We start from the raw sequence: 26,586 nt of genomic DNA, 5'->3' as shown, positions 1-26,586 counted from the left end.
GACCTAGAACCGGCCCCCACCGCCGGAGAACCCGCCGCCGGAACCGCCGAAACTCGTTGAACTCCAACCACCCCCGTGGCTGCCGCCGCCACTGCCGCCGCCGCGGATCATGCCCGACAGGATTCCGCCGATGATGATGCCGCCGATGTCGCCGGCGGTGCTCGTGCCGGTCCCGGCGTAGGCCTGGCGGGCGGCGCGGACGTCGTTGTCGGCCAGATTCTGGGCCTGGGCGGCCAGGGCGTCTGCGGCGTTGGCCTGTTCGATGGCCGCCGGCAGGTCGGTGGCCTGCGCCGCCTGTGCGGCTTCGAGGCGGCGCTGCGCCTCGGCCAGCCGGGTGCGGGCTTCGGAGCCGACGCTGCCGCGGCGGGTGTCGATGAAATCGGAGACGCCGCGCACGCGGGACTGCGCCGCCAGCAGTGCCTGACCGAACGACTGCCGCAGCCGGTTCATTGCGGCGGTTTCTTCGGAGATGGTCGCGAGGAGCTTGTCCAGCTGCGAATCGGCGGCGGTCAGTTGGGTGAATGCGCTCAGCGGATCGGCCGTGCCCGACGCCTGGGCGTTCGAAACCGCTTGCACCGCAGCGGTACGCGCGGCCGTCAGCTCGGGGTAGTGCGTGCCGGGCGGTACCGCTTCCGCGGCCTTGATGCCGTTCTGGATATCGGTGATCGCGGCGGGCAGGGCGCTGATCGCGTGGGTGATATCGGTCGCGGCACTGTCGACCGAATCCAGCAGGCGTTGTGCCTGACCCAACGCCGATTCGGCGGCGCGGATGGCGTTGACCAGGGCAGCCTGACTGTCGGCGGGCCTGCTGACCAAGCCGCGCGCGGCGGTGATGTTCTGGTCGGCGAACGTCAGCCGCTCTCTGGCGCCGTCCACGTTGCCGGCCACCGAGGCCAGCGCGGATTCCGTGAACTGGCCGTGCAGCCCGTTGAGGGTCTGCTGGGCCGGCTCGATGCGCGCTGTCAGGGCCACCATCTGCTGCGTGAGGGCCTCGAGCCGCGTCGGGGCGTTGATCACCAGGTCGCGAAGCTGATGGAAGGCGGTGCGCCGGTCCTCGAGTTCTCGGTCGGCGCGGGCCGCCGCGAGGACGACCTGCGTCAGCAGTTCCCGGCGCTGTTGCGGCGTCTCGGGCACTGCGTCGTCGAGCCGCTGGCGCACGCTGAACGCTTGCGCCATGGCGGCTTTCGCGTTCTGCACCGCGGTGGTGAACGGCGCGGTGTCGCGCTCGCCGAATTCGCCGACGGCCAGGGCCAGCTCGTTGTCGCTGGTGCGCACGGCGTTGTCGACCTCGACGAGGATCGACTTGGACAGGTCCTCCAAGGTCTCCGGCGACATCTTCGCGAGGACGGCGGGATCGGTGGCGTCGGCCTGCTGCGCGGCGTTGAGGTCGGCCTGCCGGCGCTGCCGACGCCGCCGCCGGGCCCACCAGATGAGCCCGGCGAACGCGACGCCGATGACCGCAAGCGCAATCACCAGCCCGACCCAGTTGAACGGCGCAGACGAGGCCCCCCGAAGTCCGTCGGCTGCCGCGACGGCCGCGCCCGCCCAGTCGCCGTCGTGCAGCTTGGCCTCGACGACCTCCTGGCGCAGGCGGTCGACGTCCACATCGCCCGTCGCGGCCTCGGGGACCAGGAGCGCGTAGGCACGATCCTTGATCGCCACGGCAAGGATGGCGTCGTGGTTGCCCAGAAAGCTTTTGCGCCAGGTGCTTTCTGCCCAGTCGCGGGGACTGGACCCGGAGAAGGTGTCGACATAGACGACCCACAACCGGGTACCGCGCTTGTCGTACAGCTGCTGCACCGCGCCGGAGACCTGGCTGTGTTGTTGCGCGTTGAGCGCACCGGCCTCGTCGGTGACGTAGTCCGGGAGCCGCATGGGTGGTTCAGCGCACGCGACCGGGGCCAGCAGCGTTCCCACCAACAGGACCGAAATCATCAGCCAGAGCACTCGCACGATGCGCATGTCGCTCAATGTAGTGACAGGGTATGTGGTAGGCGGACGCGCCCGGGCTGGCAGACTTCGGCCGTGGGCATTGCAAGCGACGGATACAGCGACTTCGACCGGCAGCGGCTGGTCGGGGAGGGCACGAAGAGCGCCACGCTGCCCGGCACAGATTCCGGCCACCGTACGGATTTCGCGCGGGACCGGGCCCGTGTGCTGCACAGCGCCGCGCTCCGCCGGCTCGCCGACAAGACACAGGTGGTCGGACCCCGGCAGGGCGAGACCCCGCGCACCCGGCTCACCCACTCGCTCGAAGTGGCGCAGATCGGACGCCACATGGCGGTGGGTCTGGGCTGTGATCCCGACCTGGTCGACCTCGCCGGTCTGGCCCACGACATCGGCCACCCGCCCTACGGCCACAACGGCGAACGCGCGCTCGACGAGATCGCCAAGCCGTTCGGCGGGTTCGAGGGCAATGCCCAGAACTTCCGCATCCTGACCCGGCTCGAACCGAAAACGCTTGACAGCGAAGGGCGTTCGGCCGGACTGAACCTGACCCGGGCCGCACTGGACGCCGTGATCAAATACCCGTGGTTCCGTGAGGACCGCGTGAAGTTCGGCTTCTATGACGACGACGCGGCGGCCGCCGCCTGGGTGCGGGAGGGCGCGCCCGCCGAGCGGCTGTGCCTGGAAGCCCAGGTCATGGACTGGGCCGACGACGTCGCGTACTCCGTGCACGACGTCGAGGACGGCATCATCTCGGGCCGTATCGACTTGCGCGTCCTCGCCGACGCCGACGCCGCCGACACCCTGGCCAAACTGGGTGCCCGGTCGCATCCGACGGTGACGCACGACGACATGCTGGCCGCCGCCGCGCGGTTGTCGCAGCTGCCCGTCGTCACCGCCGTCGGCAAGTACGACGGTTCGGTCGCGACGTCGGTGGCGCTCAAGCGGCTCACCAGTGAGTTGGTCGGCCGGTTCGCCAATGCCGCGGTCACCGAGACCAAGAAGCAGGCGGGCCGCGCGACGATGCGCCGTTTCGACGCCGAGCTCGCGGTGCCGACCCTGGTCCGGGCCGAGGTGGCGGTGCTCAAGATGCTGGCCCTGCAGTTCATCATGTCCGACCACCAGCACCTGCAGATTCAGGCCGACCAGCGCACCATGGTCCGCGAGGTCGCGCTGTCGCTGTGGGGCCAGGCCCCGGCGAGTCTCGACCCGCAGTTCGCCGCCGAGTTCGCCCTCGCCGACGACGACGGGGCCCGGCTGCGGGTGGTCGTCGACCAGATCGCGTCGTACACGGAGACCCGGCTGGAACGCGTGCACGAGGCGCGCTCGCCGCGGCCGCTGGACTGAATCCCGCGCCGCCTACACTGGGCGCGTGGCCGGCCGGATTCCTGATCGCGATATCGCGGCCATTCGTGAACGCACCCGCATCGAGGACATCGTCGGCGAGCACGTGCAGTTGCGGCGCGCGGGCGCCGACTCGCTCAAAGGCCTGTGCCCGTTCCACGACGAGAAGTCGCCGTCGTTCCATGTGCGGCCCAACCACGGGCTGTTCCACTGCTTCGGCTGCGCCGAGGGCGGCGACGTCTACGCGTTCGTGCAGAAGATCGAGCACGTCACCTTCGTAGAAGCCGTGGAGCTGCTGGCCGACCGGCTGAACTACACCATCAGTTACGAGGGGTCGTCGACCACCAACGTGCAGCGCGACAAGGGCAGCCGCAGCCGCCTGCTCGCCGCCAACGCCGCCGCGCAGGAGTTCTACGCCGAGGCGTTGCAGTCGGCAGAAGCCGCCGCCGCCCGCCAGTACCTGATCGACCGGAACTTCGATGCCGACGCCGCCAAGCGTTTCGGCTGCGGATTCGCCCCGTCGGGCTGGGACACCCTGACAAAACACCTGCTGCGCAAGGGATTCACCTTCAAGGAGCTGGAGGCCGCCGGGTTGTCCCGGGAGGGTCGCCGCGGCCCCATGGACCGCTTCCACCGCCGGCTGCTGTGGCCCATCCGGGGCGCGACGGGTGAGGTGATCGGGTTCGGCGCCCGCCGCCTGTTCGACGACGACCACATGGAAGCCAAGTACGTCAACACGCCGGAAACGGTGCTGTACAAGAAGTCCCACGTGTTGTTCGGCCTCGACCTGGCCAAGCGTGACATCGCCAAGGGCCATCAGGCCGTCGTCGTCGAGGGCTACACCGACGTCATGGCCATGCACCTTGCCGGGGTGACCACCGCGGTCGCATCGTGCGGCACGGCCTTCGGCGACGAGCACCTGTCGATGCTGCGGCGCCTGATGATGGACGACAACTTCTTTCGCGGCGAGCTGATCTACGTGTTCGACGGTGACGCCGCCGGACGCGCCGCCGCCGTGAAAGCCTTTGAGGGCGAACAGAATCTGACTGGCCAGTCGTTCGTGGCGGTCGCCTCCGACGGCATGGATCCGTGCGATCTGCGGCTCAAGTCCGGTGACGGTGCGCTGCGGGATCTAGTGGCGCGCCGAACCCCGTTGTTCGAGTTCGTGATTCGCACCGCGCTCGAAGAGCACGACCTGGACAGCGCGGAGGGCCGCGTGGCGGCGCTGCGCCGGTGTGTGCCGCTGACGGCCCGGATCAAGGACCCCACCCTGCGTGACGAGTACGCCCGCCAGCTCGCCGGCTGGGTCGGTTGGGACGACGTGGCACAGGTGATCGCGCGGGTGCGCGAGACCGCCAAGTCGGGCCCGGTGGCGTCGAAGCGGGACGCGCGGCGTCCGGCGGCGCCGGCGGCCCCGGCCGCGGCAGTGGGGCGCCCGAACCCGAAGGACCCGACGCTGTGGCCGCAGCGCGAGGCACTCAAGTCGGCTCTGCAGTACCCGGCGATGGCCGGCCCGGTGTTCGACGGGCTGCCGGTCGACAGCTTCACCCATCCCGGGTACGCCGCCGTCCGGCAGGCGATCACCGCGGCAGGCGGGACATCGTCGGGCCTGGGCGGTGCGGAATGGATCGAGGCGGTCCGGGCGGCCGAGCCGTCGGCCGCGAACCTGATCAACGAACTGTCGGTCGAGGCCTTCCAGGCCGAAGAGGACAAGCTGCCGCGGTACATCGCGAGCGTGCTGGCCCGCTTGCAGGAGGTCTGGGTCGGCCGCGAGATCGCCGAGCTGAAGTCGAAACTGCAGCGCATGTCGCCCGTCGAGCAGAGCGACGAGTACCACGCCCTGTTCGGCGACCTCGTCGCCATGGAGCAGTACCGGCGCAGCCTGCTGCAGCAGGCCAGCGGCGACGATCTCAGCTGAGGGCTTTCGTCTGCTGTAACGCGGGGACGCAGTCTGCGCGATATGGTGGGGCAGAACCGACCCCAGGGGAGAGGCCAATCATGACCTTCGGAGCAACCCGGCTCTTCGCCGCAGCAGCGCTCGTGGCCACCGCAGTGGCCGCCCCCGTCGTCGTTGCGCTCAGCAGCGCCCCGTCATCGCAGACGACGGCCGACGGTGGCTGCCTCGCCTGGTTCGGTAACAAGGAAGACGGCTACTGCATGGGCCGTTCCAACGGCCAGCCCGTGAACGTGGGCACGCCGTGGGGCGTCTGGGGACCGCAGGGCGGCATCAGCAGCGGCCCGCTGCTGCCGGGCCAGAGCTGGAACCAGCCGCTCGGCTGACGCCGCCCGCACCGATAACCGCCCGATTGTCGGTCGGGTCAGTCGTGAACCGACTCCGGATGCAGCACAGCGGTCTGTGAGTCGATAGCCGTCAACCGCACCATGTTCGGGTCCGGTGACACCTTGTCGGCCAGCTTGCGCCGCCCGGCATCCAGCATCGCCTTGGTCATCGGGCTCTCGGTGATGGCGCGGTATGTGCCGGCGATCTGCTCGTAACGGCGACGGCCTGCTTTGGCTCCCAGAACATAGCCAACGGCCATGACGGCGACGGCTCGGATCACTGGACCCCTCCCTGATGACGGTGCGTGGCTCCATCCTGCCTCACGATCGCCGATGCGTCTGGCCCGACCGGCAGCTACCAGCCGATTCAAAGATCCGCGCAGTCATGCGCTAGAGTCATGCCTCGGTTCAGGGACACGCGCCCAGGGCCTGAGCACAATCCCCTGTAGCTCAATTGGCAGAGCTCCCGACTGTTAATCGGGCGGTTATTGGTTCGAGTCCAATCGGGGGAGCAACGGTGACCAGCACGGAAGTGCTGGTCATTTTGCATTCCGGGGCTACTGCGTCGGCCTCGCCTCGGGCCCTGCGCCGAGCGTGCGGCCTGACGTGATTTTTCTGGCGCGTGACCTCGAAAAGACCCACGCTCGGTGCGCGCCCGGAGTTTGGTGCCCACGCTCACGGGTACCCGCAAGGCATGAACGAATCGCGTACCTCGGTCGGCGCCATGGTGCCGGGCCTGGTGACCATCGCCACGAGTTTCGTGGCCCTGGTCGTCGGAGCCGTCGCGATGGTGGCCGGATATCTGACGTTCGGCGCAGTGGCGATGATCGTTTCGCTTGCCGCTGCGACCTTCGGCGCCGTGTGGTTGCTGTCGGGCATGCTGCTCAGTGAGCACCATCCGCACCTCCACGGCCGGCACGTCTGAGCCGCCGGCAGATCCCAAAAGCACTCGAGAAAAAGGCGTTTGAGCGCCTTTTCGGTGTGGTGTTGCCGCGTGCGGCAACCGGGACCGACCGAGATCGCCGTCAACACGCCCACGTGGGCCCGAACGGGTCTGCGGCGCAATGGGAAATAGGAGTACGGACGAAAGGGAGCGAATCTATGACGAACGTTTTGGAACAGATCAAGGGAGCGACCGCTTACGACCCGTCTGGCGAGAAGATCGGCAAGATCCACGAGCTCTATCTGGACGCACAGAGCAGGCAGCCCAAGTGGGCATCCGTTCACACCGGCCTCTTCGGTATTTCGGAGTCGCTGGTCCCGCTGGCGGGCGCGCGCCCCGACGGCGACGATTCGGTGCAGGTGGCCGTGGCGAAGAGCGCCGTCAAGAACGCCCCGCACGTGGACATCCGTGACCGGATCAGCCCGGCCGACGAAGCCACCCTGATGCAGTACTACGGCATGCGGTCCGATCGGCCGGCCACCCCGCAGCCTGGGCAGCGACCCGCGCCGCAGCCCGGCCCCGAGACCCCGCCGTCCAATGGCGGCAAGCACCTGCGCGGAGCGGCACCGGCCCTTGGCGGCATCGGCGGCACCTCGGCGAACACGTCGGCCCACGCCTCCCAGGCGTCGCCCACTGCTCAGACCGGGCCGGAGATGATCCGTTCGGAGGAGCACCTGCAGGTGGGCACCGAGCGCGCGACGTCGGGTACGGCCCGCCTCAACAAGCATGTGGTGACCGAGCAACAGACCGTCCAGGTGCCCGTCACCCACGAAGAGGTGCGCGTGGAGCGCGCCGCCATCACCGACCCGTCCCATGCCCGTGACAACCGGATCGCCGACGACCAGCGCGAAGTGACGCTGCACGAGGACAAGGTCGTCGTGAGCAAGGAATCGGTTCCTGTCGAACGGGTTCGACTCGCAGTCGACGAGGTCACCGAGAACAAGCAGATCACCGAGAACGTGCGCCGCGAAGAGATCAACGCGGAAGGCGTGCACCGCCGTCAGCGCTGACCATCTCAGTCGAGCGGAGCCGACGGGGCGGGGCCCAGATGCAAGATCGGAAACGGTCGCCCGTCGCCGTCGGTCTCCGACCGGCTCAGGGTGACGAAGCCGTGACGCTGGTAGAACCCGACAGCTTGTGGATTCTGCTCGTTCACATCGACCAGCAGCCCCGGATTCTTGGCCCGCGCGTCGGCCAGCAGGACCGAGCCCGCGCCACGACCACGGTGCTGGTGGTCGATGAACAACATCTCCAGGTTGCCACCGGCAACACCCGAGAAGCCGACCGGCACACCGTCGGAATCCGCGACCGTGAGGTCGACCATCTTCAGGTACTCCTCGGCCAGCCGCCGCTCGTAGAAATCGATGTCGCCGGCAGTCAGGAAGTCATGCGTCGCTTCGACCGCACTACGCCAGATCCGTAGGAGCTCCGGCCATTCCGCGGGTCCGTGGCATGGCCGGAGTACGAAGTCTTGCGTTGTGGTCACGTTCTCAGCGTAAAGACACGCCGGGTCGCCTCACCAAGCCAGGACGTGATCCGGGCCGGAATTCGGTTCTTCGTCGGCCGCCGGGGGAGTCAGCAGGTCGCCCCAATGCTTCAGAGCGATTCGCATCGCGTCGGGTCGAGACCCTCCCGCCAGCCGCAGCGAATGGCCACCGGACAGTTCGACCAGGGCCTCGGCCAGGACGTACGGCGACATGTCGGAATCGTGGGCGACGCCGATCAATTCGACGGCCGCATCCTGCCACCGCCGTCGCTGCAGGCCGACCAGAACGCCGACGGCAAGGGCCAGTACGCGACGTTGCGCCTTGCTGCCCGCGGCCGGCCAGGTGCCGCCGCCGTAGAGACCGGCGACGCCTCCAGGCAAATCACCGTCATACTCCGGTGGCCCACTACCGACCGTGATCGACATGGCCATTGTTTACCCGCGCGACAGTGCCGCGAAACGCACAGCTATCCGGAGCGGTGCCGGCGCACCGCCCCGGATGACTGGATGACGTTACTTCTTCGTGGTGTTCTTCGGTGCGGTGTTCTTCGGGCCGGAGTTCGTCGGCGCCGACTTCGCCTTCGGGCTCTGTTTCGGTGTCGTTGCCTTCGAGGACGCCGCCGGTGCTGCGGTATCGGCGGTTGTCGTCGAGGTGGTCGCTGACGCTGTGGGCGCCAACGCCTTTGGCGTGGCCGGGGCCGTTGGCGCGGCCGGCGCCGATATGGGTGCGGCCGGCGTCGCGGGAGCTGCCGGTGTGGCGGGGGTGGCCCGTGTTGCCGGGGTGGCCCGTGTCGCCGGAGTGGTGGCGGTGGCCGGGACTGCCGGCGTGGCTGCGATAGCTGCAGTGGCCGGGGTGGCCGCAGCGGCAGGCGTCGCCGGGACGGCAGTGACGGGCGTGGTGGCCGCGGCTATCGGGCCGGCGATCACGGGCACCGCCGCCGGGTCGGTCGCTGCCGAGGTCGTGCTCGTCGTCTTCAGCGCTGCCGCAGGATCACCGGAGGCAGTGCGCATCGTCGAAACCGATGGATCGGCGACGGGATCGGCGGTGGCGCTCAGTGTCGAAACCGACGGGTCGGCAAGGGATCTGGTGGCGCTGAGTGTCGTGAGAGCCATCATGGGGCTCGAGATGGTCGCCGGGTCCGGCGCGCCGATCGGCGTCTGCGGATGCGTCGCCGTCCACTGGGCGATGACGTTCGCCGCGGGCTTGGGCGTCCAATCCGTCTGGAAGACACCGAGAGTGTCCTGGTCGCTCGTGCTGGCGGTGTTCCGGTCGCGGGTGGTGTAGATGAACATCGGCCCGGTGTAGTCGAAGCTGCTCCACGAGTTCAGGAAGTTGGAGATGAACGCTGCCTGGGTGTTGTTGTCGACGACCGAGGTCGGCTCTCCGTACTCGGTGGCCCAGATCTGCTTGCTGCCGTCGCCGGCCGCGACCATTTCCTGATGGATCGTCGCGAGCTGGTTGATCGGCGCGATCGGCCCGTACGGCGTGCCGTTCCCGAAGGGCACCTGGTACTGGTACGGGTGGAACGAGAGCGCGTCGAAATACCCTTGGGCTCCGTTGTCGTACATGCCCTGGACGTATGAGGCCGCGTTGATGGCCAGGCCAGGGGTATCGGTGACCCAACCGACCACGCCGCCGATCACCGTCGCGTTGGGGTCAGCGGCCTTGATCGCCGGATATGCCGCCTGCAGCAGCCGGGTGTACGCCGCGGGATCGGGTGTCGGGTACCAGGAGGGTGCCGCGTTGGGCTCGTTCCACACTTCGTAGGCCGACACCTTGCCCGCGTAGCGCTCCGCCACTGCGCTGACGAATTGCGCGTACTGAGTGTTGTCGGCCGGCGGCGCGGCCACGGCCGGATAGCCGGGCTGCACTGCCCACGCCGGCGTCGCGTTGAGCACGCCGAGGATGCCCATGTTGCGTTCGGCGGCAGCGTTCACCAGGGTGTCGACGGTGCTCCAGTTCCAATAGCCCGGTGCGGGCTCGATGTTGTTCCACGGGAGCAGGATCCGCACGTTCTGCACGCCGAGGGACTGCATCTCGTCGAGTGTCTTGTTGATGTCGGCAGTCGACATCCCGATGATGTCCGAATCGGCGAAACCCACCGTCGTGTTCGATTCGGTGATCGCCGCGGACAGCAAATAGGGCACCGGTCCAGGACCGGTGCCCACGCTCGCAAAAATCAGACCTGCAACCCCAACGGGCAATGCCGCCGAGATTGCCACTCTCACACCGGTCTTGATCACCGGCCGTTGCTGTTGACCTCGCTTCTGTCTGTGCCACATCGAAATTCCCCTAATCACAATTGATTTCGCTCCCGGCTAACCCCGCCGGGGCGTCAAAGACAAGGTTTGGGTGCCCCGTGCAAACTGTGGGCAAACCAGGTTCCTGTCAAAAAGCTTGGTGCGCTTGGCCGTAGGCTGGCCGCATGCGGTCCTCCGGCTACCTCTCGGCGTTCGTCCTGCTCTCGGCATCTGCCCTGCTCACCGCGGGATGTGGGTGGAGTCCGAAAGGTCCCGACCCGATGCCGCAGGCTGACAAATGCACACCCGCCGACGGGCCGGCGCAGAACGTCGTGACCGCAGCCATCTACGCGCTGCCGGCGCCGCCGTCGGGCAAGTGGACCCAGATGGGCAGTGGCCACACCGCGAACTGCGCGTTGTACTGGGTGCAGGTGGGGCAGAACAATTCGACGCCGGACAGCCTGCAGCAGGTGGTGTTCTTCAACAAGAACACGATGATCGGCACGCCGACGCCCGACGCGCGGCCGTACATCACCGTGACCGCGAGCGCTCCGGACACCGCGACGGTGCAGTACCAATGGCAGCAGCCGAAGGATCAGCCGGGGATGCCGACCGGTATCGGCAGCGTGCGGTTCACCGTCGACGGTGGCGCGCTCAAGGCGCTGGACCCGATCCCCGGGCCGTGAGCGTCAGTGCGCGGCGAGCAGCCCGCGCATGATCTCGACGGCCGCGGCCAGGGTGTCCCGATCGGCGCTGTCGAGTTCCGCCAGGAACGGGTCGATGGCGTTGCCGCGGTCGGCGCGCACCTGCGCCAGCGTGGCGATGCCCTGCGGCGTGATGCTGATGAGGACGGCGCGGGCATCGTCGGGGTCGACGGTGCGGGACACCAGTCCGGCGTCCTCGAGGCGACGGACCTGGGTCGTCATCGTCGGTTGTGAACAGTGGTCGAGCGCGGCGAGATCGGAGATGCGCGCGCGGCCCTCGGCTTCGATGGTGGAGAGCAGGCGGGCCTGGGCGAAGGGCAGCGGGAGCCGGACGCGCTGATTGGCCAGGCGGTTGATGCGTGCGACGACGGCGAGCAGATCCGAGGCGAGGGTCGTTTCGGTCGCCGGTGCAACTGTCATGTTCAACATGGTTCCATAGATTCTCTATGTAGTCGAACCTGTCATCGAGAGTGGTGACGGTCACAACACCGTCGAGTTTACGCGTCTGCGCAGCTGGCAGAATTGTGCAATGACTGCTGCCGGCACCAGAGATAAGGCCGGTCCCCTCAATCCGGGCGAGTACGCCCAGGCCGCTGTGATGGCGGCACTGAGCGCGGCCACCGCCATCATCGCCGTCGTCGTCCCGTTCGCCGCGGGGCTCGGCATGCTGGGCACGGTCCCGATGGGACTGCTGGCCTACCGCTACCGGATTCGGGTGCTGGTCGCCGCGACCATCGCCGGCAGCACCATCGCGTTCCTCATCGCCGGCATGGGCGGTCTGATGACCGTGGTGTTCTGTGCCTACATCGGCGGACTGACCGGCATCGTCAAGCGCACGGGGCGCGGGATCGTCACGGTCCTGTGGGCGTCAGTGGTCGCGGGCGCCGCATTCGGCGCCTACGTCATCGGCATCCTGCTCGTGGTGGCGCGGCTGCGAGAGCTGATCTTCGCGTCGATGACCTCGAACATCCACGGCATCGCCAACGTCATCGCGGCGGTCCCGGGCGGGGAGCGCGCGGCCGAGGATCTGCGCACCGATTTCGCCGTGTTCCTGCACTACTGGCCGGTGCCGGTGATGATCTCCGTGATCATGCACATCATCGTCGTCACGCTGCTGGGCTGGTGGGCGCTGTCGCGGGTGCTGAAGCGGCTCTTCGGAATTCCCGATGTGCACAAGCTCGACACCGTCGAATCCACCGGCCTCGTCGCGCCGGTGCCGGCGCGCCTGCGCGATGTCCGATTCCGGTATCCGGGTACCGATCGCGATGCGCTCGGCCCGGTCAGCATGGACATCGACGCGGGTGAACATGTCGCCGTCACGGGCGCCAACGGATCGGGCAAGACCACCCTCATGCTGACGCTCGCCGGCCGTGCGCCGACTGCCGGCACCATCGACCGGCCGGGTGCGGTGGGGCTCGGCAAGGCCGGCGGCACCGCGGTCGTCATGCAGCATCCGGAGAGTCAGGTGCTCGGCACCCGCGTCGCCGACGATGTGGTGTGGGGTCTGCCGTCGGGGACGACGATCGACGTCGAAAAGCTGTTGGGCGAAGTCGGTTTGAGCGGCATGGCGGACCGGGACACCGGCGGGCTGTCCGGTGGTGAACTGCAGCGCCTCGCAGTCGCCGCCGCCCTGGCCCGCGAGCCGGCACTGCTGATCGCCGACGAAGTCACCAGCATGGTCGACCAGGAGGGCCGCGATGTGCTGCTCTCGGTGCTGTCCGACCTCACCCGTCACCACCGCACCTCGCTGGTGCACATCACGCACTACAACGACGAGGCCGACTCGGCTGACCGGGTCGTCCGGCTCGACGGCGCCAGTGACAACATCGAGATGGTCGCGACCGCACCGGTGCCGATCGTGTCCGCCGGCGTCGAACCCGACGGCCCGGCGGTGCTCGAGGTCCAGGGTGTGGGACACCAGTACGGCAGCGGGACGCCCTGGGAATCAACGGCATTGCGCGACATCAGCTTCACCGTCCACGAGGGCGAGGGTGTGCTGATCCACGGGCTCAACGGCTCCGGCAAGTCGACACTGGCCTGGATTCTGGCCGGCCTCACGGTGCCGACCACCGGCAGCTGTCTGCTCGACGGCAAGCCTGTTTCCGACCAGGTTGGCGCCGTGGCGATCTCGTTCCAGGCGGCGCGGCTGCAGTTGATGCGGTCCCGCGTCGGTGCCGAAATCGCCTCGGCTGCGGGCTTCTCGAAGCGCGACACCGTCCGGATCACCGAGGCGCTCGCGATGGTCGGGCTGGACCCCGAACTGGCCGACCGCCGCATCGATCAGCTCAGCGGCGGCCAGATGCGCCGGGTCGTGCTGGCGGGCTTGCTGTCTCGTCGTCCGCGGGCGCTGATCCTCGACGAGCCGCTGGCCGGCTTGGATGCGGCCAGCCAGCGCGGCCTGGTGACGTTGCTCGCTGAACTGCGCCGGACCACGGGGCTGACGGTAGTCGTCATCTCGCATGACTTCGCCGGGCTCGACGAGCTGTGCCCGCGCATCCTGCGGCTGCACCGCGGCGAACTCGTCGAGGCTCCGATCACTGCGGGAGGACGATCATGACGGCTCCCGCGACGCAGCGCCGTTCGATGGTGCTGTTGCGTCCCGTGCCGGGGACGTCGCCCATTCACGAACTGTGGGCCGGTACCAAGCTCATCGTGGTGGCGCTGATCGGCATTGTCCTGACGATGTACCCCGGCTGGGTGCCGATCGGCCTGGTCGCCCTGCTGGTGCTGTTCACGGCGTGGCTGGCCCACATCCCGCGCAGCGTGCTGCCGTCGGTACCGCGCTTGGTGTGGGTGCTGCTGTTGCTCGGTGGTGGAACGGCGGCCCTGGCCGGCGGCGAGCCGTTCCTCGACTTCGGGTCTGTGCATCTGGGAGTGGGTGGTCTGCTGAACTTCCTGCGGATCACCGTGCTGTCGATCGTGCTGCTGGGACTCGGCGGGCTGGTCTCGTGGACCACCAACGTCGCTGAAATCGCGCCCGCGGTGGCCACTTTGGGTCGGCCGCTGAAGTGGCTGCGCATCCCTGTCGACGAGTGGGCGGTCACGCTGGCCTTGGCGCTGCGCGCCTTCCCGATGTTGATCGACGAATACCGGGTGCTGTTCGCGGCCCGCCGGTTGCGGCCGAAGGTGCGGCCCGAGACGCGACGGGAGCGCAGCCGGCAGCGCCGCGCCGAGATCGTCGACCTGCTGGCGGCCGCCATCACGGTGGCGCTGCGCCGCGGCGATGAGATGGGCGACGCCATCACGGCGCGCGGTGGTGTGGGCCAGATCGTCGCCAGTCCGGCACGGCCGGGACGGGCCGATACGGTGGCGCTGCTGATGGTCGTCGCGATGTGCGCGTTGTCGCTGTGGGTCGAGGTGGCCACGCCGCTGGCCACCCACCGGCTTTAGCGATCAGAGGCGGCATTGGCTGCGCGCTGGGCATCGGCCAGGGTTGATGCGACCGGCGCGCGGCCCAGGAACATCTCGTCGAAAAATGGCCTGATGGCGAGGAACCCGGCCGGGAAGCCCGCGCCGCCGGGGGCCGGGAGACGGGGGCCGTCCAGCACCGAGAAGAACGGCTGCACGTCGACACCGCGCCGTTTCCAGTAGTCGAAGTAGACCGGCTGGGCAGCCAGTACGGCCGGCACTGCCGCCCCTTTGGTGCCCAGGAACGCATTTCCGTCGGCGCTGCCCATCCACTGCAGTACCGCGCGCACCGCATCGGGATGGCGGGTGGCCGAATTGGCCGCGGCGGCAATCCCGTTGGTGACGCTGACGCGGCCGTCCGGTCCGCTGGGCAGCATGGCCACACCCCACCGGAAGCGCGCCTGATCGGCGATGGCGGCCAGGTTGTAGGTGCCCGACTGGAACAGCGCCATGCGGCCCTGCAGGAACTGGTTGCGGGAGAAGTCGCCGTTGCCGTTGGTGTCGGCGGCAGAAGGGGAGACGTGGTCGGTGTTGATCAGCCGCACCAGGTACTCGAAAGCCTCCCGGGCTCCCGGATTGTCGAACGCGAACCGGTCACCGTCGCTGAATATCCCACCGGCCGAACCGATGTAGTTGAGATAGATACCCTGCAGATCGTTGGCGGCGTTGTAGCCCCACTGCCGTACCTGCTCGGGGTCGAATCCCGGTGTCCCGGCCTGGTTTCCGTGCCGATCCAGCGTCAGCCGGGCCAACAGCGGACGCAGCGTGTCATCGGCGCCGGGAGACCAGCGCACCGCATCCAGGTCGGCGGGCTCGACGCCGGCGGCCGCCAGCAGGTCGGCGTTGTAGTACACCGCGATGCCGCCGTCGGTCAGTTGCGGTACCGCCCACAGTGTCCCGTCGCGGGTGAACTGCTGATTCACCGACGGCTCCCACGCATCGGCGGCGCCGCGGCCCAACAACTTTCCGATGTCGAGCAGCCGGCCGGTGTCCGCGTAGCCGGCCAGGTAGGCGTTGGACAGCCAGAAGATGTCGTCGGCGCCGCCGCCGGCGACATCGGTGCGCAGCGAATCGAAGTACGACGCATAGGCGACGACGTCGACCCGGACCTCGATGCCCGGGTGCCGGCGGGCGAACTCCGCGAATGACGACCGGTACGCGGCTGCGACCTGCGCGTCCCACAGCCGCACCGTGACAACGGTTTTCCCGGTGTCCTGCGTCCGGCCCATCAGCACGGCGGCCACCAGCAGCACCGCCATGGTGGCGGCCAGCGCGATGACGAACCGGGTCGAGAACTTCATTTCAAGCCGGTGACGACGATCGAGCGGACGATGTGCCGGCCCAGCACGCTGAACAGCAGGATCAGCGGCACGATCGCGACGGTCGTCGCGGCGAGTACGACGGTCCACTGGGTGTCGAACTGGGATTGCAGCCCTGCGGTCGCGACGGTCAGCACCCGCCAGGACGAGCCGCTGGTGATCACCAGCGGCCACATGAAGCTGTTCCATTGCGAGACAACGGTGATCAGTCCGAGCGTGACGAGAATCGACCGGCTGGCTGGCAGCACCACGTGCACGATGACGTCCAGCGTGCCGGCACCGTCGATGCGGGCGGCGCGGATCAGGTCGGCCGGGATGGACCGGAAGTACTCGCGCAGCAGGAAGATCGCGTAGGGCGAGCCGAACATGAACGGCAGCACCAACGCCCAGAAGGTGTTACGCAGCCCGGCCTCGGCCATCATGAGGTACAGCGGCACGACCGTCACTGTCGCGGGCACCATCAGGGTCGCCAGGTACAGCCAGAACAGGGTGTCGCGTCCCGGAAAATCGAGCCGGGCGAAGGCGTACGCGGCCGTCACCGAGAAGGCCAGCTGGCCCAACAGGATCACCGCGGTCATCAAGGCGGTGACCAGTGCGGCCCGGCCGAAGCCGGCGTCGGACAGGGCGGTGTAGTTGGCCAGCGTCGGTGGATTCGGTAGGGACAGCGGCGATTCGGTGTTGAATTGGCGCGCCGAGGTGAACGACGTCAGCAGGCCCAGGCCGAACGGCACGAGGGTGATCGCAGCTGCGAGCACCAGCACCGTATAGATGAGTGCGTTACGTGAGGTCATAGGTGACCCGTCGGCGGAAGTAGATGTGCTGCACCAGCGTGATGCCGAGCAGCAGGACGAACAGGATGAGTGCCATCACGGCGGCGCGGCCCACGGCCGCCGAGCCGAAGGCCTCGGCATAGATGCGGTGGGCGATCAGGTCGGTGCGGCCCTCGGGGCCGCCACCCGTGAGCGCGTAGACGGTGTCGAAGACCTGCGCCGCGCTAACGACACCCGTCACCAGGACGAAGAAGAATGTCGGCCGCAGCATCGGCAGCGTGATGCGGCGGAACCGCTGCCAGGCGCTCGCCCCGTCGATGCGGGCCGCGTCGTGAACGTCGTTGGGGATGGCCAGGATTCCGGCGAGGAAGAACAGCGTCACATAGCCGACGTTGGTCCACACGGTCACCGCCGAAACCAGCGGCAGCGCCAGGGTGGGGTCGGTCAGCCATTCGATGCGGTGCCCGAGCACGGTGCTCACCGCGCCGTCGGTGGGGCTGAGAATCCATCGCCACAGCACCGCGATCGCCAAGGGCGAGCAGATCCAGGGCAGGACATAGAGCGTGCGGAAGAATCCGGTGCCCGGCAGTCCGCGGGCCAGCAGCATCGCGGCCGCCAGACCCAGCACCGTCTGGACCGGCACCACCAGTGCGACGAAACCCAGCGTCACCGCCAGCGAGCGGCGGAATGTCGGGTCGGTCAGCACGGCGTGCCAGTTGTCGAGTCCGACGAACCGGATGGGTCCGAGCAGGTCCCACCGCTGCAGGCTCAGCCAGCCGACGACCAGCATGGGGAGCAGCAGGAACATCACCACGCCGAACAGGCTGGGGGCGAGCAGCGCATAGCCGGTAAGGGTGTCCCGAAACCTGCGGCGTGCCACCGGATCATTAAAGCGTGTGGTGCTACTACGGTGTAGCCGTGACTGCGCTGCGACGGGTTGACGCCGACTTCCTGGCCTTGCCGCGCCATTTGCTGGCCGAGGCCGCGGTGTCGGCCGCGCTGGCTGCCGGTGCGAGCTACGCCGACCTCCGGATTCACCGGATCACCACCGAACACATCCAGCTGCGTGACGGCGAGCTGGAATCCTCGGTGGTCAACCGGGAAATCGGGCTAGCGGTCCGGGTGATCGTGGACGGCACCTGGGGTTTCGCCTCGCATGCCGAGCTGAACCCCGAGGTCGCGGCCGAGACCGCCCGTCGCGCCGTGCAGGTCGCGGTGGCGCTGGCGCCGCTCAATGCCGAACGCATCGAGTTGGCTCCCGAACCGGTCTACACCGATGTGTCATGGGTGTCGCCGTACCGGATCGACCCGTTCGAGGTCACCGCTGCCGACAAGATCGCGCTACTGGGCGAGTACTCGGGGCGGTTGCTCGCGGCCGACGGCGTGGACCACGTGTCGGCGGGACTGCAGGCCGTGAAGGAGCAGGTGTTCTACGCCGATGCGTTCGGTTCGTCGATCACGCAACAACGGGTCCGGGTGCAGCCGACGATCGAGGCCGTCGCGGTGGATGCCGCAGCCGGTGCTTTCGAAACGATGCGCACACTGGCGCCGCCGACCGCGCGTGGTTGGGAAGCCGTCGCCGGTGACGAGGTCTGGGACTGGACAACCGAATTGGCGGAGCTGCCGACGCTGTTGGCCGAGAAGGTCAAGGCGCCCAGCGTGACGGCCGGCCCCACCGATCTGGTGATCGACCCGACCAACCTGTGGCTGACCATCCACGAATCCATCGGCCACGCCACCGAATACGACCGGGCCATCGGCTACGAAGCGGCCTACGCCGGTACGTCGTTCGCCACCCCGGACAAGCTGGGGACCATGCAGTACGGGTCACCGATCATGAACGTCACCGCCGACCGCACCGTCGAACACGGTTTGGCCACCATCGGATTCGACGACGAAGGCGTCCGCGCGCAGAGCTGGGACCTGGTGCGCGACGGTGTCTTCGTCGGCTATCAGCTGGACCGCGTGTTCGCGCCGAAACTCGGGGTCAGCCGGTCCAACGGCTGTTCGTACGCGGATTCGCCGCATCACGTGCCGATCCAGCGGATGGCCAACGTCTCGCTGCAGCCGGGCACTGACGACCTCAGCACCGATGATCTGATCAGCCGGGTCGAGAACGGCATCTACATCGTCGGCGACAAATCGTGGTCAATCGACATGCAGCGGTACAACTTCCAGTTCACCGGGCAGCGGTTCTTCAAGATCCGCGACGGCAAGCTGGACGGCCAGGTGCGCGACGTCGCCTACCAGGCCACCACCACCGACTTCTGGGGATCGATGGAAGCCGTTGGCGGAGAGTCGACCTGGCGACTCGGTGGCGCGTTCAACTGCGGCAAGGCCCAGCCCGGCCAGGTGGCGGCCGTCAGTCACGGCTGCCCGTCCGCGCTGTTCCGCGGAATCAATGTGCTCAACACGCGAACTGAATCGGGGCGTTGATGCTGACTGCACCGCAAGTTGTCGACCTGGTGCTGGCCGAGGCCACCCGCCGGGGTCGAGCCGACGAGACCATCGTGCTGGTGACCGACAGGTCCACCGCGTCACTGCGCTGGGCCCGCAACACCATGACCACCAACGGTGAGTCGGTGAGCCGCGAGACCACCGTCATTTCGATTGTCCGCCAAGGGGACAAGGCCCGGGTCGGCGTCGTGAAATCCAGTGAGGTCGATCCGTCGACCATCGCGGGCCTCGTCGCGGCGTCGCAGGACGCCGCGGAGGCGGCGCCCGAGGCGCGTGACAGCGCGCCGGCCCTGGCCGGCGTGGAGACCTCCGACGACTGGGACGCACCGTCGCCGTTGACCGGTGCCTCGGTGTTCGGGAACGTGGCCACGCGTCTGGTCGACGGCTTCCACCGCAGCGACGCGCTGTACGGGTTCGCGCGGCACGAACTCGACACCACGTACCTGGCCACCTCGGGTGGCATCCGGCGGCGGTTCACCCAGCCGACCGGCTCGGTGGAGATCAACGCCAAACGCGATGGCGCCAGCGCCTGGGCGGGCGTCAGCACCGCCGACTTCGTCGACGTGCCAGTCGATTCCATGCTCGATGACCTGTGCCTGCGCCTCGGCTGGGCCTCGCGGACCGTCGAGTTGCCCGCCGGTCGGTATGAGACGCTGATGCCGCCGTCGACCGTCGCGGACATGATGATCTACCTCGGCTGGAGCATGGATGGCCGTGGCGCGCAGGAGGGCCGGACCGCGCTGTCGGCGCCGGGCGGTACCCGGGTGGGGGAGAAGCTCACCGACCTCGGACTGACCCTGTACTCGGATCCCTTTGCGCCCGGGCTGGATTGCCTGCCGTTCGTGGCGACGTCGAGTTCGTCGGAGCGGGTGTCGGTGTTCGACAACGGCCTGGACATCGGTCGGGTCGACTGGATTCGCGACGGTGTCGTGAACGCGTTGGCGTATCCGCGTTCTGCCGCAGCCGAATTCGACGCGCCCGTGGCCGTGCCGGCCGACAATCTGCTGATGACCGGCGGCTCGGTGACTCTGTCCGACATGATCGCCGGCACCGAACGCGGCCTGCTGCTCACCACCCTGTGGTACATGCGTGAGGTCGATCCGACGGTGCTGCTGCTGACCGGTCTGACGCGCGACGGCGTCTACCTCGTCGAGGACGGGGAAGTGACGGCCGCGGTCAACAACTTCCGGTTCAACGAGAGTCCGCTGGACCTGCTGCGGCGCGCGACCGAGGCCGGCGTCAGCGAAACCACGCTGCCGCGCGAATGGGGCGACTGGGCCACCCGGGCCCAGATGCCGTCACTGCGGATTCCGGACTTCCACATGTCGTCGGTCAGTCAGGCGCAATAAGCCCACCGGGAACAACGCCGTGCTGACGAACTAGCTGCGGGGCGGGCCACGCGCCAACTATTGTTGTCGCAGCATGTCGGGCTGCTAATCCGGCAGCCCGAGCCCGGGGTGAGGCGGGGCGCAATGACAAACAGCGAATCATCATCCGATAACAGCGCGCCGATCAACTCGGCATTCGCTCAACTCGAATCAGGCAGGGCCAGCCTGGTCCAAGCGCTTACGAGGTACAGAATCGACGGCCAACAGCTCACGAAGGCAACGTTGGAGCGCCTCGAGTTGCTCAACACGCCGACAGCGAGCCCCGCGCGCACCCAGGCCGCGGAAGTCCTCGAATTCGAACTCGACCGCTTCGACCAAATATATGAGCCGCTCGCGGGCGATGTCGGGTACCTGTTCGGCGTACTGCAGAGCACCCTCAAGGACCTCGCGAGACGGATAGTGCAGACGGTGGAAGTCGAGGTCGAGGGCCCCGACAGCCCTCTCTACGCACTCATCGAGGCAGTCACAAAGATCAGGGATGCACTCGACGGCATCGGCGGTAGGGCAAATGAAGAAACCCTCGCTCAAATCGACGATGCGCTCGACCAAGGGCTCCCAGCTCGGGACCGCCTGCGGGAGGGACAGCAGGCCAGAGAAGCCCTCATGGCGAGCGCACTCGCCGCCACAAACGAGGTCGGCGCGACCGCCCTAGAAGCGGCTGACCTGCTACTAGCTCGGCTGAACCTCCTTGTGACGTTTCTGTTCGTCAGCGACCCGACGCCGAAGGGCTCCGACGCCAAGCCAGGCTGGTTCAAGCCAGTCGGAAAAGCGACAGCCACTGAAATAGCTTTGAAGACAACTGAAGAGCTCCTGAAGGCTGTTCCGGGCGTGGGCATCGCCGTGTCAATCCTCGCGATCGGCAAGGATGTACACGACCAACGCGAGCTGATCCGTGAGAAACGTGAACGTGTGCAAGAGAGAATAGACGCCTACCGCAAACCAAACGCGACGGACGACATGTCGATACTGGTGGCAGACTTCGAGGAAGACAACAACAAGATCGCTGAATTCCTTTTGCTTGTAGTCGATTTCGCAACCAAACTACAGTCAGGGTCTTCCTAGACAGGGTGGTTGTCCGACACCTCATCGCGCCAAGAGGCCAACGGCACCCGCCAATTGCTGTACGGCCGTCCTGTAACCCATCGCGACTCAACCACCAATCGGGCCGTTGCCGATTCCGGACTTCCACATGTCGTCGGTCAGTCAGGCGCAATAGCTTTCAGCGCCGCGGCGACGTCGTCGTCGGTGGTGGCCCATGAGCAGACGAACCGCACGATCGGCCTCAGCGGGTCGGGAGCGTGGACCGCGAACCGTTCCCGGACGCGCGCTGTGGTCGCGGCGTCGAGGATGACGAACACCTCGTTGGCCTCGGTCGGCGCCGCCAGTTGCAACCCTGCCTCCGCGAAACCGGCGCTCAATGTCGCCGCCATGCGGTTGGCGTGGGCCGCCGTCTGCAACCAGAGATCGTCGTGCAGCATGGCCTCGAACTGAGCCGAGATGAAGCGGTGCTTGCTGGCGAGATGGCCGATCTGCTTCTGTACGAAGCGAATTCCCTCGAAATGTGCGGGCCGGCGGATCAGTACCGCGTCACCGAACAGCATGCCGTTTTTCGTGCCGCCGACGGTGACGATGTCGGCGTCACCGATGGCTTCCTGTGGAGTGATGCCAAGGGCGGCAATGGCATTGGCGACTCGCGAGCCGTCCACGTGGACCAGCAGGTCGTGCTGGTGGGCGTAGTCGATGAACTCCGTCAGCGCGGCGGGCGACCAGACGCGGCCGTTCTCGGTCGACTGGGTGATGGTGACGATGCGCGGCTGCGAGTGGTGCACCTCGCCGCGGCGCGCAATGTGTCGATCGAGTTCCTTCGGTGAGATCAGGCCGTCATCGCTCGGTAGCGGGGTCAGTTGTGCCGCGGCGATTCGTACCGGCCCACCGGCTTCGTCGAGCAACGAGTGCGCGATATCGCTGCACAGAATTTCCTGCCAGGGCCGTACTGCCGAAGCCAGCGCGATGATGTTGGCCGCGGTGCCGGTCAGTGCGAACAGGACCTCGGCATCGGGGGCCCCGAAGGCCGCTCTGACGGCCTGCGCTGCGCGTTCGGTGCCCGGGTCGGTGCCGTACGAGCTCACCGGGCCCTGGTTGGCGGCGACGATCGCCTCCACCACCCGTGGGTGAGCACCAGCAGCGTTGTCGGAGGCGAATGCGGCCGAGACGGTCGAACTCATGCGTCGATCGTCTCATCGCGGCAATAATCCGGGGTGTGGAGGAGCTACTGACGTCCCTGATCGCACTGTCGCCGCCCGCCGATCGGCGGCTCAACGCGGCGATGCGGCAGACGTGTGCCGAGACCCTGGGCCTCGCGCCGTTGCCCTATGAAGCAGTGTTCGGGCCCGTGTCCGACGCCGAGCCGATGGTGGCTGAGTTCGCCGAGCAGTTCAGCACCGACGTGTCGGTGATTTCCGTGGCTCAGCGCGGAGAGCTCACTGCAGCGCTGGGCCCCAACAGTTTTCGCATCGTGGCGTTGATGTACGTCGCGGACTTCGTGCCGCGAGTGCGGGCCGGATTTGCGGCGCTCGGGCTGCCGCCGATCGCCGATCCCGACGGCTGGGACCACGACACTGACCCGGTGGACCTGCTGTTGAACCGCTTCGCAAGTTCGGTGGGGGCGCGTCGCGAACTCGATCCGGTGATGACCGAAGTGGTGCGACTGCGCGGCGCGGCCGCGCACAACTGCCGGCTGTGCAAGTCGCTGCGCGAGGGCACAGCATTGGATGCCGGCGGCAATGAGTCGCTGTACTCGGAGATCGAGCTGTACGAGTCGTCGACGCTGCTCGACGAGAGGCAGAAAGCCGTGCTGCGCTACGTCGACGCCTTGGTGTGGACGCCGTCGCGGATACCGGCCGACGTTGCCGCGGGCGTACGGGCGCACTTCTCCGACGCGGAGGCCACCGAGATCACCCTCGACGTGATGCGCAACGGCATCAACAAGATTGCCGTCGCGTTGGGTGGAGACGCGCCGCGAGTCAGTGAAGGCACCGAGCGCTATCTGCTCGGAGCCGACGGGCAGCCGGTGTTCTCCTAGGCGTTCTTCGGGAGCTCTCTGAAAAACTTTGGTCACTTTGTTTGCGCTGGTCACAGTGGGTAACTAGCGTCACATTCCCGGCGGCTTCTTGTCAGTGGTTCGAACTAGTGTTCGATGTATGGGATTGACCGATCCAGCCGTTGTCGAGGAGGCGTACGCCGCCTACGAGGCGGCGCACGCGCGGCTCGCGTCCCTGGATCACACCGGTCTGGACGTGGCGACGTTGTTGGCGTTGAAGTCCCGCCGCGAGAGGTTGAGGTGCGCGGCCGAGGCGGTCGATCACCGGATCTTGGTTGCGGCGCAGTCTCAGGTCACGGCCCGAGAACTAGGCGCGAAAAACTGGGCCGAGGTGCTGCGTATCCGGCTGCGCCTGGACACCACCGAAGCCAACCGCCAGGTCCGCGACGCCCAGCATTTGGCGCCCCGCACCGGGCTGACCGGCGAACCGTTGCCGCCGCTGTGGGAGTTCGTCGCCGCGGCCCAGGCCGACGGCGTGATCAACACCGAGCACGTGAAAGTGATCGGCCAGTTCATCAACAAACTCCCCGGCTGGATCGACCCCACCACCAGCGGGCAGTTCGAACAGTCCCTGGTTGCTGGGGCGCGGCACCAGAGCCCGGAAGAACTGCGCGCCGCCGCTGAGGCGCTGCTGTACCTGCTCGATCAGGACGGACCCCTGCCCGATGACGCCGAACGCGCCCGCAAACGCAGCTTCCGCATCGGTAAACAACAACCCGACGGCATGTCCAAAGTGGACGGCTGGCTCGACCCCGAAGCACGCGCCACCCTCGAAGCAGTCCACGACAAACTCGGCGCCTCCGGCATGTGCAACCCCGCCGACCCCACACCCTGCCAATCCGGCACCCCCACCCAGGCCCAGATCGACAACGACACCCGCAGCACCGACCAACGCAACCACGACGCCCTCGCTGCCATGGGCCGCATCGCCCTCGGCACCGACCTCGGCGACCACAACGGCCTACCTGTGGCCATCGCGGCCACCTGCACCGTCGCCGACTTGGAGCGCGGCACCGGCCACGCACTGACCCTCACCGGCAGCCGGTTACCGATCCGCGATCTCATCCGCATGGCTGCCCGCGGCGCCGACCACTACCTCGTCGTCTTTGACGACCACACCGAACAACCGCTGTACCTGGGCCGAGCGCGTCGCACCGCCACCGTCGTCCAACGCTTCGCCCTGTTCGCCCGCGACCTGGGCTGCACCAAACCCCACTGCACCGCCCCCGCCTCCCGCTGCCAGGCCCATCACGTCGACACCGACTGGCGCGATGATGGCCCCACCGACATCACCAACCTCGCCCTGGCCTGCGGGACCGACAACCGCCTCGCCGACACCGGCGGCTGGCACACCACCATGGCGGGCGGCCGCGCCCACTGGACCCCACCACCACTACTGGACGTCGGCCAACCCCGAACCAACCACTACTGGCACCCCACGCTCTACCCAGCCGAGAGTGGTGACGATGACGGTGAAACAGACAGGCCCGCAAGCTAACTCGGCACCGCGCCACGGCATCCCATGCCGCGACGGCAGTGCCACGTGCGCCGTAACGAGTCGCTCGCCGGTGAGGACTTCAGCCCTTGAAGTACACGATCTGATGGGTGCTGGCGAGCAGCGCGCCGTCGCGAGCCCACACATGCGCACTCTGGTCGAAGTATCCGTCCGAGAAGCGATTTGCGTGCGCACTGCCCAATACGTAGTCCCCGCCGATGCTTTCGAGTTCCTGCCCATTGGCGTGGAAGTACGTGGTGAGTGAGATCGTGCCGGCCGGGAAGAATCCGCCGCGCCGCAGGAAAACCCGGGGATAGAAGATGTCGGACATCGCGGCCAGGGCGGCGAAGTCGAGGCCGCGCTGGTTGGCGTCCCGCACCCACAGCGTCGTCCGCGAGGACTCACTGGGCTCGGCATCCTCTGCCGGGAAAGGGTTTTCGACGAAACGCATGTCGTACTGGCTGACCCAAGGCAGGGGAGGGCCGCTGACTTCGAGCCCCTCCGGCCTGGGCGCACTCGGCATGCGTGACTCATCGTCCGACCAGGTGTCGCGGCGGATGCCGAAAACCATGGTGGCCGTGGTCTTGATGTCGCCGTCCTGGCTGAGTTCGGCGATCCAGTGCTGGTTCGTCCGGTTGGTGCGGGCGGGCTTCAGTGCGATATCGAACTCGCCGTCGGCGATGGGTGCCGCGAAGTTGACCGTGAGTGCCAGCGGTTCACCGATGCGGTCGGGCCGCAGCTCGACTGCATGCAGCAGCGTCGCCGCAGTGATGCCGCCGAAGGGGCCGACCATGTTCGCCCAGTCCGGGTGCGTCTGCCCACGCATGCGCGTGTCATCGACGGTCTGTAGTTCCAGGGCTTGGTCGAACGGATGAGAGTCGGTCACGCTCCACATGATGCCTGGTGGCAGTGCGGTCAAAGAGACGCATCCGCTCAGGGCCGATCAGATGCCCGTTTACACAGAGCCACGATGACAAACGGCGCTGTGCGCAGTCTCGATAGATAGGCGGTGAATTCGCAGAGGAGATCAGTGATGGCTATCCAACACAGCCGCATACAGGTATCGCGTGTCGTGGACGCGAGTGCAGATCTCGTGTTCGCGTTTCTGACCACGCCGGACAACCATGTTGTGCTCGATACGAGCGGCATGATCCTCAGTGCGGCCGACCATCGCCCCTTCAGCGAATTGGGTGCGGTGTTCGTGATGAACATGCGTGCGGGCAACCGCGTCGAGAACCACGTCATCTGTTACGAGCCCGACCGTGCTGTCGGATGGGCCCCCGCCGAACCCGGCCAGGAACCTGCGGGTCACACCTGGATATGGCGGCTCACGCCGATCGGACCGGAGCGGACACTTGTCACTGAGACATACGACTGGTCGGCATTCCGACACACCGACATGCTGGAGCACCTGCCGGTCATCGGCCGCGCGCAGATGGAAGAGTCGACGGAGCGGCTGGCGGAAGCGCTCTGCCGGCGTGGCGGCTCTTAGACCGCAACGCCGATGGCAGCCCATGGGGTGCCCGCCCGTGGCGCCATGCGAACATGGTGGCCGCGATCTTCGCGATGGGGCGGTAGCTCAGTTGGTTAGAGCCGGGGACTCATAATCCCTTGGTCGCGGGTTCGAGAGGAATTGTCAATACCTGTGGATCGGCTTGTTTCAGGCGACCTCCGTTCCAGTTGATTCGGTCGGTGCCGAGTCCG

At 67.5% G+C, this 26,586-nt stretch carries 25 protein-coding genes and 1 tRNA gene; 15 read left to right on the top strand and 11 right to left on the bottom strand.

Going from position 1 to position 26,586, the window contains the following annotated elements; all coding sequences use genetic code 11:
• Positions 1-3: 3 nt before the first annotated feature.
• Complete coding sequence (locus tag ACJH6H_RS17385; RefSeq protein ID WP_406775435.1) at positions 4-1,962, bottom strand: TPM domain-containing protein; 1,959 nt, start codon at positions 1,960-1,962, stop codon at positions 4-6.
• 63 nt (positions 1,963-2,025) lie between these two features.
• On the opposite strand from ACJH6H_RS17385, the gene ACJH6H_RS17380 reads away from it, so the two are divergent.
• From ACJH6H_RS17380 to ACJH6H_RS17370, 3 genes are all read left to right on the top strand, one after another.
• Positions 2,026-3,294, top strand: a complete 1,269-nt coding sequence (locus tag ACJH6H_RS17380) for a deoxyguanosinetriphosphate triphosphohydrolase (RefSeq protein ID WP_346414413.1) — start codon at positions 2,026-2,028, stop codon at positions 3,292-3,294.
• A gap of 25 nt (positions 3,295-3,319) precedes the next feature.
• Positions 3,320-5,209 (top strand): DNA primase, encoded by a 1,890-nt coding sequence (dnaG, locus tag ACJH6H_RS17375; RefSeq protein ID WP_212812230.1) that lies wholly within the window; start codon positions 3,320-3,322, stop codon positions 5,207-5,209.
• An 80-nt stretch (positions 5,210-5,289) separates the two neighbouring features.
• Entirely contained in the window at positions 5,290-5,571 is a 282-nt protein-coding gene (locus tag ACJH6H_RS17370; RefSeq protein ID WP_212812229.1) for a hypothetical protein, read from the top strand.
• Between the two features lie 38 nt (positions 5,572-5,609).
• On the opposite strand, the gene ACJH6H_RS17365 is transcribed toward ACJH6H_RS17370, so the two are convergent.
• Positions 5,610-5,852, bottom strand: coding sequence for a hypothetical protein (locus ACJH6H_RS17365; RefSeq protein WP_212812228.1), 243 nt, complete (start codon positions 5,850-5,852; stop codon positions 5,610-5,612).
• Between the two features lie 158 nt (positions 5,853-6,010).
• Between ACJH6H_RS17365 and ACJH6H_RS17360 the strand changes: the two genes are divergently transcribed.
• From ACJH6H_RS17360 to ACJH6H_RS17350, 3 genes are all read left to right on the top strand, one after another.
• Positions 6,011-6,083 (top strand) — tRNA-Asn (locus tag ACJH6H_RS17360).
• A gap of 182 nt (positions 6,084-6,265) precedes the next feature.
• Entirely contained in the window at positions 6,266-6,496 is a 231-nt protein-coding gene (locus ACJH6H_RS17355) for a hypothetical protein (RefSeq protein ID WP_133427281.1), read from the top strand.
• Between the two features lie 176 nt (positions 6,497-6,672).
• Positions 6,673-7,524: a DUF2382 domain-containing protein gene (locus ACJH6H_RS17350; protein WP_406775434.1), complete on the top strand. Its 852-nt coding sequence runs from the start codon at positions 6,673-6,675 to the stop codon at positions 7,522-7,524.
• A 5-nt stretch (positions 7,525-7,529) separates the two neighbouring features.
• Here the strand turns inward: ACJH6H_RS17350 and ACJH6H_RS17345 are convergent, their stop codons facing one another.
• The 3 genes from ACJH6H_RS17345 to ACJH6H_RS17335 all read right to left on the bottom strand — a co-directional run bounded on the left by ACJH6H_RS17345 (position 7,530) and on the right by ACJH6H_RS17335 (position 10,169).
• The gene (locus tag ACJH6H_RS17345) at positions 7,530-8,000 is read right to left on the bottom strand and encodes a GNAT family N-acetyltransferase (protein WP_406775433.1); all 471 of its coding nucleotides are present in this window, start codon (positions 7,998-8,000) and stop codon (positions 7,530-7,532) included.
• Positions 8,001-8,030: 30 nt separating this feature from the next.
• The gene (locus tag ACJH6H_RS17340; protein ID WP_406775432.1) at positions 8,031-8,426 is read right to left on the bottom strand and encodes a hypothetical protein; all 396 of its coding nucleotides are present in this window, start codon (positions 8,424-8,426) and stop codon (positions 8,031-8,033) included.
• An 87-nt stretch (positions 8,427-8,513) separates the two neighbouring features.
• Positions 8,514-10,169, bottom strand: coding sequence for a cellulase family glycosylhydrolase (locus tag ACJH6H_RS17335; RefSeq protein WP_406775431.1), 1,656 nt, complete (start codon positions 10,167-10,169; stop codon positions 8,514-8,516).
• A gap of 257 nt (positions 10,170-10,426) precedes the next feature.
• Between ACJH6H_RS17335 and ACJH6H_RS17330 the strand changes: the two genes are divergently transcribed.
• Complete coding sequence (locus ACJH6H_RS17330; RefSeq protein ID WP_406775430.1) at positions 10,427-10,927, top strand: LppP/LprE family lipoprotein; 501 nt, start codon at positions 10,427-10,429, stop codon at positions 10,925-10,927.
• Positions 10,928-10,930: 3 nt separating this feature from the next.
• Here ACJH6H_RS17330 and ACJH6H_RS17325 read toward each other — a convergent pair whose 3' ends face one another.
• A complete protein-coding gene (locus tag ACJH6H_RS17325; RefSeq protein ID WP_212812223.1) occupies positions 10,931-11,374 on the bottom strand; it encodes a MarR family winged helix-turn-helix transcriptional regulator in 444 nt (147 codons plus the stop codon).
• 100 nt (positions 11,375-11,474) lie between these two features.
• Here ACJH6H_RS17325 and ACJH6H_RS17320 point away from each other — a divergent pair, with 100 nt between their 5' ends.
• Both ACJH6H_RS17320 and ACJH6H_RS17315 read left to right on the top strand, forming a co-directional pair.
• Complete coding sequence (locus tag ACJH6H_RS17320; protein WP_318985292.1) at positions 11,475-13,502, top strand: ATP-binding cassette domain-containing protein; 2,028 nt, start codon at positions 11,475-11,477, stop codon at positions 13,500-13,502.
• Complete coding sequence (locus ACJH6H_RS17315; RefSeq protein ID WP_406775429.1) at positions 13,499-14,335, top strand: CbiQ family ECF transporter T component; 837 nt, start codon at positions 13,499-13,501, stop codon at positions 14,333-14,335. Before ACJH6H_RS17320 ends, ACJH6H_RS17315 begins: the two co-directional genes overlap by 4 nt.
• On the opposite strand, the gene ACJH6H_RS17310 is transcribed toward ACJH6H_RS17315, so the two are convergent.
• Genes ACJH6H_RS17310 through ACJH6H_RS17300 form a run of 3 tightly spaced genes read right to left on the bottom strand, consistent with a single transcriptional unit; the run spans position 14,332 to position 17,322 of the window.
• Entirely contained in the window at positions 14,332-15,654 is a 1,323-nt protein-coding gene (locus tag ACJH6H_RS17310) for an ABC transporter substrate-binding protein (protein ID WP_406775428.1), read from the bottom strand. The two genes, ACJH6H_RS17315 and ACJH6H_RS17310, sit on opposite strands and share 4 nt — an antisense overlap.
• The gene (locus ACJH6H_RS17305; protein ID WP_212812219.1) at positions 15,651-16,463 is read right to left on the bottom strand and encodes a carbohydrate ABC transporter permease; all 813 of its coding nucleotides are present in this window, start codon (positions 16,461-16,463) and stop codon (positions 15,651-15,653) included. Before ACJH6H_RS17305 ends, ACJH6H_RS17310 begins: the two co-directional genes overlap by 4 nt.
• Positions 16,450-17,322 carry a carbohydrate ABC transporter permease gene (locus ACJH6H_RS17300; protein WP_406775427.1) on the bottom strand — a complete coding sequence of 291 codons (873 nt, stop codon included), beginning with the start codon at positions 17,320-17,322 and terminating at the stop codon, positions 16,450-16,452. Before ACJH6H_RS17300 ends, ACJH6H_RS17305 begins: the two co-directional genes overlap by 14 nt.
• A gap of 38 nt (positions 17,323-17,360) precedes the next feature.
• Here ACJH6H_RS17300 and ACJH6H_RS17295 point away from each other — a divergent pair, with 38 nt between their 5' ends.
• The 3 genes from ACJH6H_RS17295 to ACJH6H_RS17285 all read left to right on the top strand — a co-directional run bounded on the left by ACJH6H_RS17295 (position 17,361) and on the right by ACJH6H_RS17285 (position 21,349).
• Positions 17,361-18,878: a TldD/PmbA family protein gene (locus ACJH6H_RS17295; protein WP_406775426.1), complete on the top strand. Its 1,518-nt coding sequence runs from the start codon at positions 17,361-17,363 to the stop codon at positions 18,876-18,878.
• Positions 18,878-20,248, top strand: a complete 1,371-nt coding sequence (locus ACJH6H_RS17290; protein ID WP_406775425.1) for a metallopeptidase TldD-related protein — start codon at positions 18,878-18,880, stop codon at positions 20,246-20,248. The genes ACJH6H_RS17295 and ACJH6H_RS17290 overlap by 1 nt, the downstream gene beginning before the upstream one ends.
• A gap of 123 nt (positions 20,249-20,371) precedes the next feature.
• Complete coding sequence (locus tag ACJH6H_RS17285; protein WP_406775424.1) at positions 20,372-21,349, top strand: hypothetical protein; 978 nt, start codon at positions 20,372-20,374, stop codon at positions 21,347-21,349.
• Between the two features lie 137 nt (positions 21,350-21,486).
• Here the strand turns inward: ACJH6H_RS17285 and ACJH6H_RS17280 are convergent, their stop codons facing one another.
• Positions 21,487-22,512, bottom strand: a complete 1,026-nt coding sequence (locus ACJH6H_RS17280; RefSeq protein ID WP_406775423.1) for a threonine aldolase family protein — start codon at positions 22,510-22,512, stop codon at positions 21,487-21,489.
• A gap of 14 nt (positions 22,513-22,526) precedes the next feature.
• Here ACJH6H_RS17280 and ACJH6H_RS17275 point away from each other — a divergent pair, with 14 nt between their 5' ends.
• Positions 22,527-23,369, top strand: a complete 843-nt coding sequence (locus tag ACJH6H_RS17275; protein WP_406775455.1) for a carboxymuconolactone decarboxylase family protein — start codon at positions 22,527-22,529, stop codon at positions 23,367-23,369.
• A gap of 118 nt (positions 23,370-23,487) precedes the next feature.
• The gene (locus ACJH6H_RS17270) at positions 23,488-24,885 is read left to right on the top strand and encodes a DUF222 domain-containing protein (protein ID WP_406775422.1); all 1,398 of its coding nucleotides are present in this window, start codon (positions 23,488-23,490) and stop codon (positions 24,883-24,885) included.
• A 79-nt stretch (positions 24,886-24,964) separates the two neighbouring features.
• On the opposite strand, the gene ACJH6H_RS17265 is transcribed toward ACJH6H_RS17270, so the two are convergent.
• Positions 24,965-25,768, bottom strand: a complete 804-nt coding sequence (locus ACJH6H_RS17265; RefSeq protein ID WP_406775421.1) for an acyl-CoA thioesterase — start codon at positions 25,766-25,768, stop codon at positions 24,965-24,967.
• A 123-nt stretch (positions 25,769-25,891) separates the two neighbouring features.
• Between ACJH6H_RS17265 and ACJH6H_RS17260 the strand changes: the two genes are divergently transcribed.
• Positions 25,892-26,374 carry a hypothetical protein gene (locus ACJH6H_RS17260; RefSeq protein WP_406775420.1) on the top strand — a complete coding sequence of 161 codons (483 nt, stop codon included), beginning with the start codon at positions 25,892-25,894 and terminating at the stop codon, positions 26,372-26,374.
• The last annotated feature ends 212 nt before the right edge of the window (positions 26,375-26,586 follow it).

The organism is Mycobacterium sp. SMC-21, from assembly GCF_045310825.1.
GTDB lineage: Bacteria > Actinomycetota > Actinomycetes > Mycobacteriales > Mycobacteriaceae > Mycobacterium.
Note: the sequence above shows the minus strand (reverse complement) of the source record. Positions and strands in the feature narration are given on the sequence as shown.

What these genes read in the sequence shown, in the direction of transcription:
- ACJH6H_RS17370 (WP_212812229.1), top strand. Translation starts at nt 5,290, where the DNA reads ATGACCTTCGGAGCAACCCGGCTCTTCGCCGCAGCAGCGCTCGTGGCC.
- ACJH6H_RS17320 (WP_318985292.1), top strand. Translation starts at nt 11,475, where the DNA reads ATGACTGCTGCCGGCACCAGAGATAAGGCCGGTCCCCTCAATCCGGGC.
- ACJH6H_RS17350 (WP_406775434.1), top strand. Translation starts at nt 6,673, where the DNA reads ATGACGAACGTTTTGGAACAGATCAAGGGAGCGACCGCTTACGACCCG.
- ACJH6H_RS17315 (WP_406775429.1), top strand. Translation starts at nt 13,499, where the DNA reads ATGACGGCTCCCGCGACGCAGCGCCGTTCGATGGTGCTGTTGCGTCCC.
- ACJH6H_RS17305 (WP_212812219.1), bottom strand. Translation starts at nt 16,463, where the DNA reads ATGACCTCACGTAACGCACTCATCTATACGGTGCTGGTGCTCGCAGCT.
- ACJH6H_RS17355 (WP_133427281.1), top strand. Translation starts at nt 6,266, where the DNA reads ATGAACGAATCGCGTACCTCGGTCGGCGCCATGGTGCCGGGCCTGGTG.
- ACJH6H_RS17325 (WP_212812223.1), bottom strand. Translation starts at nt 11,374, where the DNA reads ATGTTGAACATGACAGTTGCACCGGCGACCGAAACGACCCTCGCCTCG.
- ACJH6H_RS17285 (WP_406775424.1), top strand. Translation starts at nt 20,372, where the DNA reads ATGACAAACAGCGAATCATCATCCGATAACAGCGCGCCGATCAACTCG.
- ACJH6H_RS17270 (WP_406775422.1), top strand. Translation starts at nt 23,488, where the DNA reads ATGGGATTGACCGATCCAGCCGTTGTCGAGGAGGCGTACGCCGCCTAC.
- ACJH6H_RS17290 (WP_406775425.1), top strand. Translation starts at nt 18,878, where the DNA reads ATGCTGACTGCACCGCAAGTTGTCGACCTGGTGCTGGCCGAGGCCACC.
- ACJH6H_RS17385 (WP_406775435.1), bottom strand. Translation starts at nt 1,962, where the DNA reads ATGCGCATCGTGCGAGTGCTCTGGCTGATGATTTCGGTCCTGTTGGTG.
- ACJH6H_RS17340 (WP_406775432.1), bottom strand. Translation starts at nt 8,426, where the DNA reads ATGTCGATCACGGTCGGTAGTGGGCCACCGGAGTATGACGGTGATTTG.
- ACJH6H_RS17330 (WP_406775430.1), top strand. Translation starts at nt 10,427, where the DNA reads ATGCGGTCCTCCGGCTACCTCTCGGCGTTCGTCCTGCTCTCGGCATCT.
- ACJH6H_RS17280 (WP_406775423.1), bottom strand. Translation starts at nt 22,512, where the DNA reads ATGAGTTCGACCGTCTCGGCCGCATTCGCCTCCGACAACGCTGCTGGT.
- ACJH6H_RS17310 (WP_406775428.1), bottom strand. Translation starts at nt 15,654, where the DNA reads ATGAAGTTCTCGACCCGGTTCGTCATCGCGCTGGCCGCCACCATGGCG.